13 protein-coding genes are annotated in these 12,780 nt (G+C 67.4%); 10 read left to right on the forward strand and 3 right to left on the reverse strand.

What is annotated here, in order from left to right; genetic code table 11:
- Positions 1-81 precede the first annotated feature (81 nt).
- A complete protein-coding gene (locus J7E25_RS07250; RefSeq protein WP_214869315.1) occupies positions 82-582 on the forward strand; it encodes a hypothetical protein in 501 nt (166 codons plus the stop codon).
- Positions 583-586: 4 nt separating this feature from the next.
- On the opposite strand, the gene J7E25_RS07255 is transcribed toward J7E25_RS07250, so the two are convergent.
- Entirely contained in the window at positions 587-784 is a 198-nt protein-coding gene (locus J7E25_RS07255) for a hypothetical protein (protein WP_214869317.1), read from the reverse strand.
- A 146-nt stretch (positions 785-930) separates the two neighbouring features.
- Between J7E25_RS07255 and J7E25_RS07260 the strand changes: the two genes are divergently transcribed.
- A complete protein-coding gene (locus J7E25_RS07260) occupies positions 931-1,380 on the forward strand; it encodes a hypothetical protein (protein WP_214869319.1) in 450 nt (149 codons plus the stop codon).
- Here the strand turns inward: J7E25_RS07260 and J7E25_RS07265 are convergent.
- Positions 1,326-2,090: a CPBP family intramembrane glutamic endopeptidase gene (locus J7E25_RS07265; RefSeq protein ID WP_214869320.1), complete on the reverse strand. Its 765-nt coding sequence runs from the start codon at positions 2,088-2,090 to the stop codon at positions 1,326-1,328. The genes J7E25_RS07260 and J7E25_RS07265 overlap by 55 nt on opposite strands.
- A 206-nt stretch (positions 2,091-2,296) precedes the next feature.
- Between J7E25_RS07265 and J7E25_RS07270 the strand changes: the two genes are divergently transcribed.
- From J7E25_RS07270 to J7E25_RS07295, 6 genes are all read left to right on the forward strand, one after another.
- On the forward strand, positions 2,297-3,916 hold the full coding sequence (locus J7E25_RS07270; protein ID WP_214869322.1) for an ABC transporter substrate-binding protein: 1,620 nt from the start codon (positions 2,297-2,299) through the stop codon (positions 3,914-3,916).
- A 187-nt stretch (positions 3,917-4,103) separates the two neighbouring features.
- Positions 4,104-5,033, forward strand: coding sequence for an ABC transporter permease (locus J7E25_RS07275; RefSeq protein WP_214869324.1), 930 nt, complete (start codon positions 4,104-4,106; stop codon positions 5,031-5,033).
- Complete coding sequence (locus J7E25_RS07280) at positions 5,023-5,982, forward strand: ABC transporter permease (protein ID WP_214869326.1); 960 nt, start codon at positions 5,023-5,025, stop codon at positions 5,980-5,982. Before J7E25_RS07275 ends, J7E25_RS07280 begins: the two co-directional genes overlap by 11 nt.
- Positions 5,979-7,748, forward strand: a complete 1,770-nt coding sequence (locus J7E25_RS07285) for an ABC transporter ATP-binding protein (RefSeq protein WP_214869328.1) — start codon at positions 5,979-5,981, stop codon at positions 7,746-7,748. Before J7E25_RS07280 ends, J7E25_RS07285 begins: the two co-directional genes overlap by 4 nt.
- 226 nt (positions 7,749-7,974) lie before the next feature.
- Positions 7,975-9,879 carry a translational GTPase TypA gene (gene typA / locus J7E25_RS07290; RefSeq protein WP_214869330.1) on the forward strand — a complete coding sequence of 635 codons (1,905 nt, stop codon included), beginning with the start codon at positions 7,975-7,977 and terminating at the stop codon, positions 9,877-9,879.
- 327 nt (positions 9,880-10,206) lie between these two features.
- Complete coding sequence (locus J7E25_RS07295; RefSeq protein ID WP_214869331.1) at positions 10,207-10,896, forward strand: M23 family metallopeptidase; 690 nt, start codon at positions 10,207-10,209, stop codon at positions 10,894-10,896.
- Positions 10,897-10,938: 42 nt separating this feature from the next.
- Here J7E25_RS07295 and J7E25_RS07300 read toward each other — a convergent pair whose 3' ends face one another.
- Complete coding sequence (locus J7E25_RS07300; protein WP_214869332.1) at positions 10,939-11,760, reverse strand: enoyl-CoA hydratase/isomerase family protein; 822 nt, start codon at positions 11,758-11,760, stop codon at positions 10,939-10,941.
- Positions 11,761-11,912: 152 nt separating this feature from the next.
- On the opposite strand from J7E25_RS07300, the gene J7E25_RS07305 reads away from it, so the two are divergent.
- Both J7E25_RS07305 and J7E25_RS07310 read left to right on the forward strand, forming a co-directional pair.
- Complete coding sequence (locus J7E25_RS07305) at positions 11,913-12,356, forward strand: hypothetical protein (RefSeq protein WP_214869333.1); 444 nt, start codon at positions 11,913-11,915, stop codon at positions 12,354-12,356.
- On the forward strand, positions 12,353-12,763 hold the full coding sequence (locus tag J7E25_RS07310; protein WP_214869334.1) for a hypothetical protein: 411 nt from the start codon (positions 12,353-12,355) through the stop codon (positions 12,761-12,763). The genes J7E25_RS07305 and J7E25_RS07310 overlap by 4 nt, the downstream gene beginning before the upstream one ends.
- Positions 12,764-12,780: the final 17 nt, after the last annotated feature.

Here is a 12,780-nt window from a genome sequence, read left to right on the forward strand (position 1 = left end):
GCAGGGATGAACCGTCGAGCCGTCGGCATCGTGTTCCCTTCGACACCGCCTTGCGCGGTCATGAACGAGAAGGGGAACACCATGAAGCTCCGCATCATCACCGGGGTGGCCGTCGCGGCCCTCGCCGTCGCACTCTCCGGATGCACGAGCCCCGCCACACAGGAGCCGGTCGACGACGACACGTCGATCGAGACCGAGGCGCCCGAGACCGAATCGATGGAGACGGATGCGCTCCTCACGACCACCGATTCCGACCTGGGTGAGATCGTCGTCGACGCCGACGGGATGACCGTCTACATGTTCGACAACGACACGCAGGGCGGCGATTCGAGCTCGTGCGAAGGCGCGTGCGCGACCAACTGGCCCGCGGTGACGGCGGATTCCGACGACCCGCCGGTGGCCGAGGGCATCGACGGAGAGATCGGCACGATCGAGGGCGTCGACGGCAAGACCCAGGTGACGCTCAACGGCTGGCCGCTCTACTACTTCGCCGGCGACGAGGCTCCCGGCGACATCAACGGGCAGGGCGTGAACGACGTGTGGTGGGTGCTGACGCCCGCGGGGGAGAAGATCGGAGGCTGACCGATCACGCGTGAGCCTGGCGGGGCGCGGCGTGGCGGCCGCGCTCCGAATACTCGCCCCGGCCGGATGATCCGACTGCCTGGCTGCGGCGGGCGGCGACCCGGCGCTCGGCGTCACGGATCTCGGCCTGCGTCGCGGCGAAGCGGCGGTCGGTGGCGCGCGCCGTGACGAACTGCGCGACGAACGCGTGTGCGAGGTCCATGGTTCCGTTCCTCTCCGGGGACTGTGGCGGCCGGGATCGGTGCCGCAGGCTCCATGCTCGACGCGATCGCGACGCGGCGGATCCGGGCGGTCCCGCTCACCGGACCCGGGAGTACACTGAGGTTCTCTCGCATTTTGGGGGCGCACATGATCGATCTCATCGCCGCAGTCGCCACGGTCGCATTCGTGGCCGTCATGGTAGGTTGCACGCTGGCCGGCTCTCGCACTTTCGGTCTCGAACAGCGCGCCGGACTCCTTGATCGCCGCAATCCGGCGCTTGCCGCCGCCCTGCGCCGCGCCGAGTCGTTCAGCGACCTCTCCCGCAGCGGGTTCTACGCCGGTGAGACGTTCTCGGCGGTCTGCACCCCGAGCCGTGCCAGCTGGATCGACGGCGCCAGGGTGCGGGCAGCGGATTCCGATCTCCGGGTCGAGCCGCCCGAGGAGGCCTTGCCGGTCATGCCCGCGACGGTGGTGGCACTCGCGGGCAGCGAGCACGTGCCGCAGTCGAAGCGGTCGCGGCATCCGTCTCGTCGAACCGAGCCTCAACCCGCCGGCGGAGCGAAGAACTCGGGCCACCAGCCCACGGCGAGCGGGTAGCCGACGAACGACACGACGTCGAGGATCCAGTGCGCGATGACGAGCGGCATCGTCCGGCCCCAGCGCTCATAGCACCATCCGAAGAGCACGCCCATCAGCGCATTGCCCACGAACGGCCCGATGCCCTGGTAGAGGTGATAGCTGCCCCTGAGAAGCGCGCTCGAGATGATCGTGGTCCATGGCCCCACGCCGAGCTCACGCAGTCGCGTGAACAGGTAGCCGACGACGATGATCTCCTCGGTGAGCGCCGCCTCGAGCGCCCGGAACAGGAGTATCGGCACCGTCCACCAGAACCAGTCGGCCGGTGACGCCTGGACGGCGACGGTGATGCCGAGTGCCCGTCCCCCCGCGTAGAGGGCGATGCCCGGCAGGCCGATCACCGCAACGAGCAGGAGACCGGATGCCGCGTCGCGGCCGGGCCGCGTGAGATCGAAGCCGACTCGACGGAACGGGCTCCTGCCGGGCTGCCACAGCAGGTACAGCGCGAGCGCGACGACGAAGAGCCCGAAGAACACGTCGAGGAACTGGTAGGTGAAGTCGAGCCACTCGCGGGTCGATCGTGACGGATTCAGGGCGACGGACTGGTCGCGCAGCGGCTTCTCCTCGGTGAGCTTCGCAACGAGCGCGACGATCGAATACACCGCCGAGGCCCCGAGGGAGAGTCCGAGCACGACGATCAATTCGAGTCGCAGGCGTCGTGCGGCGGGCATGCAGCAATCCTCGCACAAAGGCCCCCCGGCGCAAGAATCATGCGAGCCGCGGCAGATTCCACCGAACGATATGCCGCTAGGTTGCGCGTGGGTAACGGTTTGCCCCATGGGTTTGCTTCGGGGTGACGGGATTCATAGTCTCGATCTACCAGCGCTCCACCGCGGCCACGAGCCGCGTTGTCGACGCCCATCTCACAGGAGGAAAATTGAAGATCAAGAGAATCGGCGTTGCCGCCATTGCTCTTGCCGCCGCGGGAGCGCTCACGCTCTCCGGCTGCACCGCCGGCACGCCGTCGTCGACTGAAGGCGCGAGCTCGTCGGCCGTCATCACCACGAACGGCTCCGAGCCCCAGAACCCGCTGATCCCGACCAACACCAACGAGACCGGTGGCAGCAAGATCACCGAATCGATCTTCGCCGGCCTCGTGTACTACGACGCCAAGGGTGCCCCGCACAACGACGTCGCCGAGTCGATCGAGACCGACGACTCACAGACCTATACGATCAAGATCCGCGATGGCTTGAAGTTCACCAATGGCGAGCCCGTCGACGCGAACTCGTTCGTCGACGCCTGGAACTACGGCGCCGCGCTCGACAACGCGCAGCTCAACAGCTACTTCTTCGAGGGCATCGAGGGCTTCAGCTACGACGAGAACGTCGCCGAGCTTCCGGGTCTCAAGGTCGTCGACGACACCACCTTCACGGTCAAGCTGACGCAGCCGGAGTCGGACTTCCCGCTGCGACTCGGCTACACGGCGTTCAAGCCGCTGCCGGCATCGGCATTCGACGACCTCGCCGCGTTCGGCGAGAACCCGGTCGGCAACGGCCCGTACATGCTCGACGGCGAGGGCGCCTGGAAGCACAACGAGAAGATCGACCTCGTCGTGAACCCCGACTACGACGGCCCGCTCAAGCCGGTCAACGGCGGTCTCTCCATCGTCTTCTACGCGACGCAGGAGGCCTCGTACGCCGACCTCCAGGGTGGCAACGTGGATGTCCTGGACCAGATCCCGACGGGCGCGCTGGCGAGCTACGAGAGCGAGTTCGAGGGCCGTTCGGTCAACCAGGCCTTTGCGGGCATCCAGACGTTCACCGTCCCGTCGCGCCTCCCGCACTTCTCGGATGAGGAGGGCAAGCTCCGTCTGGCCGCCCTCTCGAAGGCGATCAACCGCGAAGAGATCACCGACGTGATCTTCGAGGGGACCCGGAGCCCGGCCCACGACTTCACGGCGCCGGTCATCGACGGCTACTCGGAGGACATCAAGGGTGCGGACGTGCTCGAGTTCGACGCCGATGCCGCGAAGGACCTCTGGGCTCAGGCCGACGCCATCTCCCCGTGGAGCGGCACCTTCCAGATCGGCTACAACGCCGACGGTGGTCACGGGCCGTGGGTCGACGCGGTCGCGAACCAGCTGAAGAACAACCTCGGCATCGACGCGTCGGGCGCTCCGTACCCGACCTTCGCCGAGTTCCGCACCGCGATCACCGACCGCACCATCCAGACCGCGTTCCGCACCGGTTGGCAGGCCGACTACCCGGCCCTGTACAACTTCCTCGGACCGATCTACGGAACGGGCGCCGGCTCGAACGACGGCGACTACTCGAACCCCGAGGTCGACTCGCTGCTCGACGAGGGTCTCTCTGAGACCGATCTCGATGCTGCGAACGAGAAGTTCCAGCAGGTGCAGGAGATCTTGTTCGAGGACCTCCCCGCGATCCCGCTCTGGTACTACAACGTGAACGGCGCGTGGAGCGAGTCGGTCGACAACGTGGAGTACGGCTGGAACTCGGTTCCTCTGTACTACCAGATCACCAAGAGCGAGTAATTCTCGGTCCAGGACGACTCGGAGCTAGACTCTGAGACGCCCGTGGGGCGGCAGCCGACCAGCTGCCGCCCCACTCCCACGTATCCCCGCGGCGCGAACCCGATCGGCGTAGCATCGTGGGGACGAACTCGCACAACGGTGAGGTTTCTTCAACATGTCAACATTCGCGAAATGCGGGGCCTGATCCATGGCCGGCTATATCGTGCGCCGGGTGCTGCAGGCGATCCCTGTACTGCTCGGCACGACCTTCCTGATCTACTTCATGGTCTTCGCCATGCCCGGCGACCCGATCGTCGCCCTCTTCGGCGATAAGACACCGCCCCCGCAGGTGATCGAACAGCTCCGCGCGCGGTACCACTTCGACCAGCCGTTCATCGTCCAGTACTTCATCTTCCTCGGCAACATCTTCCGGGGTGATCTCGGCGTCGCGTTCTCAGGACAGCCGGTGTCCGAGATTCTCGGCGCGACATTCCCGGTGACGCTTCGCCTGGCTGCGCTAGCGGTGTTCTTCGAAATGGTCGCCGGCATCTCGGTCGGCCTGATCTCCGGACTTCGCAAGGGCGGCATCTTCGACGCGAGTGCGCTCGTCATGAGCCTCATCCTCATCTCGCTGCCGATCTTCGTCGTGGCCTTCGTCGCCCAGTTCATCTTCGGCATCCAACTCGCGTGGTTCCGAACTACCGTCGGCTCCGGTGCTCCGATACAAGACCTGATATTGCCGGCCATCGTGCTCGCGACGATCAGCTTCGCGCAGATCAGCCGACTGACGAGGGCGTCGGTCATCGACACCGAGGGACAGGACTTCGTTCGCACTGCCGCGAGCAAGGGCCTACCCCGCACCCGCATCGTGCCCGTGCACATCCTGCGCAACTCGCTGATCCCGGTCGTCACCTACCTCGCCGTCGACTTCGGCACGCTGATGGTCGGCGCGACGGTGACCGAGGGCATCTTCAACGTCCCCGGAGTGGGACGCACCCTGTACCAGGCCATCATCCGGGGAGAGGGACCGACCGTCGTCGCCTTCGTCACGATCATGGTGCTGATCTACCTCGTGGTGAACCTGCTGGTGGATCTCCTGTACGCCGTTCTCGACCCGAGGATTCGCTATGCCAAGTAACACGAACACCAGGCCCGATCAGCAGCATTACGTCGCTCCGATCGAGGAAACCCCACTCGTTGCCATCGACTCGGTCAAAACCGATGGCAAGCCGTCGAACCTCTGGATCGACGCATGGCACGATGTGCGCAAGCGCCCGATGTTCTGGATCTCGTCCGCGCTGATCCTGCTCGTCATCGTCGTCGCACTGGCCCCGGGCTTGTTCACCCAGGTGCCGCCGAACAACGACTGCCAGCTGGCGAACAGCAACGGAGGGCCGGCGGGCGGCCACCCGCTCGGCTACACCAAGCAGGGCTGCGACATCTACTCCCGCATCATCCACGGCACGTCGACGTCGCTCTCGGTCGGCATCATCGTGACGGTGCTCGTCGCCGTGCTCGGCATCGTGTTCGGCTCGTTCGCGGGCTTCTACGGCGGATGGATCGACGCGGTGCTCTCGCGCCTCGGCGACATCTTCTTCTCGATCCCCTACATCCTCGCAGCGGTCGTCATCATGTCGGTCTTCTCGCAGTACGCGAGTGTGTGGGTGATCTCACTCGCCATCGGAATATTCGCATGGCCGGCAACGGCCCGTGTGCTGAGAGCCGAGATCCTCAGGGTGAAGAACGCCGACTTCGTGATGGCGGCGACCGCGCTCGGCGTTTCGCGATTCCGGATCCTGCTCCGTCACGTGCTCCCGAACTCCATCGCACCCGTCATCGTCATCACCACGATCTCGCTCGCGTCGGCAATCGTCGCCGAGGCGACCCTGTCGTTCCTCGGTGTCGGCCTGCCTTCGAGCACCATGTCATGGGGCAACGACATCAGCGCGGCGCAGACCGACCTCCGTTCGGCGCCACAGGTGCTGATCCTGCCGTCGATCGCACTGTCGGTCACCGTGCTCAGCTTCATCATGCTCGGCGAGGTCATCCGCGACGCACTCGACCCGAAGGCGAGGGCCGAGCGATGACCGAAACCGTGAACGGAACCAAGGTGCAGCGCACATCGGCAGGTGGCGACGAGCGCCCGCTCCTCGAGATCAAAGACCTCCAAGTGGGGTTCACCACGCAAGACGGACTCGTGAAGGCCGTCGACGGCATCAACCTCACCCTCTACCGCGGGCAGAGCCTCGCGATCGTCGGCGAGTCGGGCTCCGGCAAGTCGACGACGGCGCACGCGATCATCAACCTGCTGCCGGGCACCGGCCACATCTCCGGCGGCCAGATCCTCCTCGACGGTCAAGACCTCACGAAGGCGTCGAAGCACGACATGGAGGCGATCCGCGGCCGCAAGATCGGCTTCGTCCCACAAGATCCCATGTCGAACCTCAACCCCGTGTGGTCGATCGGCTTCCAGGTCGAGGAGGCCATCAAGGCGAATGGCATCGCGACGGGCCGCAAGGAGGTCAAGAAGCGCGCCATCGAGGTGCTGAACCAAGCGGGCCTGGCTGACGCCGATCGTCGGCTCCGCCAGTTCCCGCACCAGTTCTCGGGCGGCATGCGCCAGCGCGTGCTCATCGGCATGGGGCTGGCCGCCGACCCGCAGTTGCTCATCGCCGACGAGCCTACCTCGGCGCTCGACGTCACCGTGCAGCGCGTGATCCTCGATCATCTCGAGTCGCTCACGCGTGAGCTCGGCACGACGCTGCTCTTCATCACGCACGACCTCGGCCTGGCCGCGGAGCGCGCAGAGCAACTCGTGGTGATGTACAAGGGCAAGGTGGTCGAATCCGGCCCCTCGGCGGAGATCCTGCAGAACCCGCAGCATCCGTACACGCAGCGACTCGTCGCCGCGGCGCCGAGCCTCGCTTCGCGACGTATCCAGTCCAGTGGCAGCATCGCGGCCGCCGAGTCGTCCATGCAGTCCGACGCCGGCCATGCGGCCGGCGAGGCGATCGACCTCATCGCCACTGCCGAGGCTCGCGCCGAGGCGATGGAGGCCGCGGCAACCGCGCCGCCGGCGATCATCGTCGAGAACCTCACCAAGGTCTTCAAGATCCGCGGCTCCGGCGAGTTCACGGCGGTCGACGAGGTGTCGTTCGAGATCCCCAAGGGCACGACGATGGCCCTCGTGGGCGAGTCCGGCTCGGGAAAGTCCACGGTCGCGAAGATGCTGCTCAAGCTCGAGGATGCGACGAGCGGCAAGATCGTCGTGGGCGGCAAGGACCTCGCGTCCACGAGCGGCAGGGAGCTCTTTGAGCTCCGCAGTCGCATGCAACCGGTCTTCCAGGATCCATACGGCTCGCTGAACCCGCTGCGCAACATCGGCAACACGATCTCCGAGCCGCTCTCCACGCACGGTTACGGCACCAAGGCGACGCGCCGCAACCGCGTGTTCGAGCTGCTCGACCAGGTGTCGCTGCCGCGCACGCTCATCAGCCGGTATCCGAACGAGCTCTCAGGCGGTCAGCGGCAGCGCATCGCGATCGCGCGTGCGCTTGCGCTGAAGCCCGAGATCGTCGTGCTCGACGAGGCGGTCTCGGCGCTCGACGTGCTCGTGCAGGCGCAGATCCTGCGCCTGCTCGCCGACCTGCAGTCCGAGCTCGGGCTCACGTACCTGTTCATCACCCACGACCTCGCGGTCGTGCGGGTCATCGCCGACCACGTCTGCGTGATGCAGCGCGGCAAGATCGTCGAGAAGGCGACGACTGACGAGGTGTTCGACAACCCCAGGGAGCAGTACACCCGCGACCTGCTCGCGGCCATCCCCGGAGCGGGCATCGAGCTCGGCGCGTAGCCTCGAACGGCATCGGCGCCCGGCATCCGTTCACACGGATGCCGGGCGTTCGGCGTTCCCAGCCGAAGCCGTGCTCCGCAGGGTAGGCTGGCAAGGCGCGAGCCGCGAATCGGCGTCGCGCATTCCCACAGACCTTCACACCAGCGTTTCCGCGCTGCCGCCGTGTCGCCCGTTTCGGGCCGCGACGGTGCCACGTGACGACCCGCATCACTGAGGACCAAAAACCATGGCCAACGCCACCCGCAACGACCTGCGCAACGTCGCGATCGTCGCCCACGTCGACCACGGCAAGACGACGCTCGTCGACGCCATGCTCAAGCAGACCCACTCGTTCGCAGACCACGCCCACGTCGACGAGCGCGCGATGGACTCGAACGAGCTCGAGCGCGAGAAGGGCATCACGATCCTCGCGAAGAACACCGCCATCGAGTACGCCGGCGAGCACGCGACATCCGGCCCGGTCATCATCAACGTCATCGACACCCCGGGTCACGCCGACTTCGGCGGCGAGGTCGAGCGCGGCCTCTCGATGGTCGACGGCGTCGTGCTCCTCGTCGATGCGAGTGAAGGTCCGCTGCCGCAGACCCGCTTCGTGCTGCGCAAGGCGCTCGAGTCGCGCCTGCCCGTGATCCTGCTCGTGAACAAGACCGATCGCCCCGACGCGCGCATCGACGAGGTCGTCGCCGAGAGCCAGGACCTGCTGCTCGGACTCGCTTCCGATCTCGCCGACGACGTGCCCGACCTCGACCTCGACGCGATCCTCGATGTGCCGATCGTCTATGCCTCCGGCAAGGCCGGACGTGCGTCCGAGACGAAGCCCGAGAACGGAAGCCTGCCCGACCACGAAGACCTCGAGCCGCTCTTCGAGGCCATCCTCAAGCACATTCCGGCACCCGCATACGACGACGAGGCTCCGCTCCAGGCGTGGGTCACGAACCTCGACGCATCTCCGTTCCTCGGTCGGCTCGCGCTGCTGCGGGTCTTCAACGGCACGATCAAGAAGGGCCAGACCGTCGCGTGGGTGCGCCACGACGGCTCGCACTCGAACGTGCGCGTCACCGAGCTCCTGAAGACCAAGGCCCTCGAGCGTCACCCCGCGGAGTCCGCCGGACCCGGCGACATCATCGCCGTCGCCGGCTTCGAGGACATCACGATCGGCGAGACGCTCGCCGACCCCGACGACGTGCGCCCGCTGCCCGCGATCCACGTCGACGACCCCGCCATCTCGATGACGATCGGCACGAACACCTCGCCGCTCGTCGGCAAGGTGAAGGGCCACAAGCTCACGGCGCGCATGGTGAAAGACCGTCTCGACCGGGAGCTCATCGGCAACGTGTCGCTCAAGGTGCTCGACATCGGTCGCCCCGACGCCTGGGAGGTGCAGGGCCGCGGCGAGCTCGCGCTCGCGATCCTCGTCGAGCAGATGCGCCGCGAGGGCTTCGAGCTGACGGTCGGCAAGCCCCAGGTGGTCACCCGCATCGTCGACGGCAAGACGCAAGAGCCCTACGAGCACCTCACGATCGATGCACCCGAGGAGTACCTCGGTGCGATCACGCAGCTCCTCGCCTCCCGAAAGGGCCGCATGGACGGCATGTCGAACCACGGCACCGGCTGGGTGCGTATGGAGTTCATCGTGCCGAGCCGCGGCCTCATCGGGTTCCGCACCGAGTTCCTCACGATCACGCGCGGCACCGGCATCGCGAACGCGATCTCGCACGGCTACGACGCATGGGCGGGCACGATCACGACGCGCAACAACGGCTCGATCGTCGCCGACCGCACGGGTGTCGTCACGCCGTTCGCGATCATCGCGCTGCAAGAGCGGATGTCGTTCTTCGTGAACCCGACCGAAGAGGTCTACGAGGGCATGGTCATCGGTGAGAACTCGCGCCCCGACGATATGGACGTGAACATCACGAAGGAGAAGAAGCTGACGAACATGCGTCAGTCCACCTCCGACACGTTCGAGTCGATGACGCCCTCGCGCCAGCTCTCACTCGAGGAGTGCCTCGAGTTCGCCCGTGAAGACGAGTGCGTCGAGGTCACCCCCGAGAAGGTGCGCATCCGCAAGGTCGAACTCGACCAGACGGCGCGTGCTCGGCTGACGTCGCGCCTGAAGAAGCAGGCATAGCGCGCAGCGCCCCATGGCGGCGGCCCGGCGGTCATTCGACCGGCGGGCCGCCGCATTTCCGGTGTGGGTGCCGCTGCCGCACACGGTCGAATCGCATCCACCATGGAGGAATCTCTCAGACTAGCTGGGCTACGGTTGCTGAGATTGTCTCAAACCGATAACGATCTCGAACCCGAAACCTGATACGTAACGCAACTGATGACTTCTTCCCCCACACGTGGCCGCCGCGCGGCCGATACGCCCCCTGCCCACTCGCGCGCCCCTCGCGCCCCTCGAAGCACTCGCGCCGCTCGCACTCGTCGAACCTCTCGAACCGTGCGCCCGGTCATGTCCGTCGTCGCGATGTCCTTCGTCGGCGGAATGATGATCGCCACGAGTGTGCCCGCGCTCGCGATCACCGCGACCGAGCTCGAGCCCCGCGCCTCCGTCTACGCCCCGATCGATGACACCATCTCGCTCGCGCCGCAGACCGTCGAGGTCGCCAGCGAGGCCGAGACCCCGCTGCTCGCGGCTGAGGGCTACGCCGTCGAGGCGGCTCCGCCGCCCATCTTCTCGGAGGTCGCGAGCGTCGGCGACGTCTCGATCGTCGAGACCGGCGCCGTCGTATGGCCGGTGCTTAATCCCGAGAACCGCAGCTCCGGCTTCGGACCGCGCGAGGCTCCCTGCGCAGGTTGTTCGACGTTCCACGACGGGGTCGACTTCAACCCCGGCAACGGCACCCCGGTGATGTCGATCGCCGACGGTGTCGTCGTGCTCGCGACCGAGGACGGCGGCGGGCTCGGCGTGAACGTCGAGGTGCAGCACAACATCGGCGGCGAGCTCATCACGAGCTCCTATGCGCACATGCAGTACGGCTCGCTCGCGGTCACCGTCGGTCAGCAGGTCTCGGCAGGCCAGCAGATCGGCCTCGTCGGCACGACCGGTCAGTCGACCGGCCCGCACCTGCACCTCGAGATGTTCGGAGTCGACGGGGTGCGCTTCGACGGTTTCGCCTGGCTCGATTCGCACATCGGCTGATCGCGATCGGGCGGCTGATCGCCGATCACGATCGGGCGCCGATCACGATCCGGTGAAGCGCGGCTCCCGCTTCTCGATGAACGCCGCGACGCCCTCACGCATGTCGTCGGTGCGGAACGCGTCTTCGAATCCGCGAACCTCGAGCTGCGTCGCCGTCTCGGTCGGCGTGCCGGATGCCGCGACGAGCACTCGCTTGGCGATCGCCACGGCCGGTGCGGAATTCTCGGCGACCTGCTCGAGCGTCGTGCGCGCCCCGGCCAGCAGGGACTCGCGGTCGGGGAAGCTGCGGGTCACGAGCCCGGCGGCGACCGCTTCGTCGGCGCCGATCCGGCGACCGGTGTAGATGAGCTCCTTCGCACGAGCGAGGCCGACGGCGCGGGGGAGCCGCACGGTGCCGCCGAAGCCCGGCACGAGACCGAGCTTCACCTCGGGCTGGCCGAAGCTCGAGGCATCCGTCGCGTAGATGAGGTCGCAGGCGAGCGCGAGTTCGAGTCCGCCGCCCAGGGCGAAGCCGTCGACGCACGCGATGACCGGAGCCGCGAGCGACTCGATGGCGGCAGCGACACGGTGCCCCAGCCGCCCGAGCTCGGCGCCCTGCTCGGGCGTGAGCTGGGACAGGCCCACGATGTCAGCGCCCGCCACGAAGGCCCGCCCACCGGCGCCGACGAGGATGACGCCGCGCACCGCAGACCCTTCGGCGGAGAGGGCGTCGAACGTCTCGGCGAGCGACGTGAGCACCGACGCCGAGAGGGCGTTCAGCGCCTTCGGCCGGTCGATCGTCACGATCGCGAGGTCGCCGTCACGTTCGACGTGCACCTCGGCGGAATCGCCGGGTTCCCGCACCGTCTGCGTCGCTTCAGCCATCGAATCGATTCCTCTCCGAGCGCTGGGCTGCCGTCTCCCGGGTCCACGCTACGCCATGGCTCGCGCCGAGGCGCGGCGCTAGAATCCGAGGGGAGACACGGATGCCGCAGCGCCCGAGCCCCGTCACAGCACGCCACCTCGAGGAGCCCCGCATGACGACATCGCACACCGTGAGCCGCGCCGCCATCGCCGTGGCCATCGCAGGCATCACCGCCACCCTCTTCACGGGGTGCTTCCCGAACCCCGCCGATCTCGTGAACCGCGGCGTCGAAGAGGCGATCGAGGGCGCCACCGGCGGCGACGTGAGCCTCGGCAAGCTGCCGGACGACTTCCCGACGAGCGTGCCGGTCATCGACGGTGACATCACGGTCGCGGCGGGTGCCGGTGGAGCCGAGGGCTGGGTCGTCGTGATCACGTCGACCACGGCCGATCCGGTGGCCGAGGCCGTGTCCGAACTGCAGGCCGCCGGCTTCACCGAAGACACGTCCGTCTCGGCCGGGGGCACCGGCGCAGTGGTCTACTCGAACGCCGAATACCTCGTGTTCGTCGCCGGGGAGGGCGAGACCGTCTCGTACACGGTCACCGCGAAGCAGTGACGACGGTATCCGAGGGGCACGTCCCGGCGACCGCGCGGGGCCGCGTCACCACCTATATCGTCGCGTTCGTCATCGGCGCGCTCTACGGAGCCGTCGCGACCGTCGGCCACCGCAACGAGTGGCGCATCGGCGACCTCGCGATCCCGTGGGGCCTCGTCGCGGCGCTCGCGGGCGTCACGGGGCTCCTCCTCGGCATTCGCCTCGTCGCGGGCGGCCGGGGGGCGGCGGCTGCGGCCGCCGCGGGCGTGATCGGGGTCACCGCGTTGCTCACGTTCGCCGGGTGGGGCGGCTCGGTGCTCGTGGCGGGTGATCTCGTCGGCACGGTGTGGTCGATCGCCCCCGCGTTCATCGCGGTGCTCGTGGTCGCGTGGCCGAAGCTGCCGACGACCAGGCGCACCGGCGCATAGACTGGAGACCCAGCCTT

Origin of the sequence: Agromyces sp. ISL-38 (assembly GCF_018613935.1) — a bacterium.
Lineage (GTDB): Bacteria > Actinomycetota > Actinomycetes > Actinomycetales > Microbacteriaceae > Agromyces.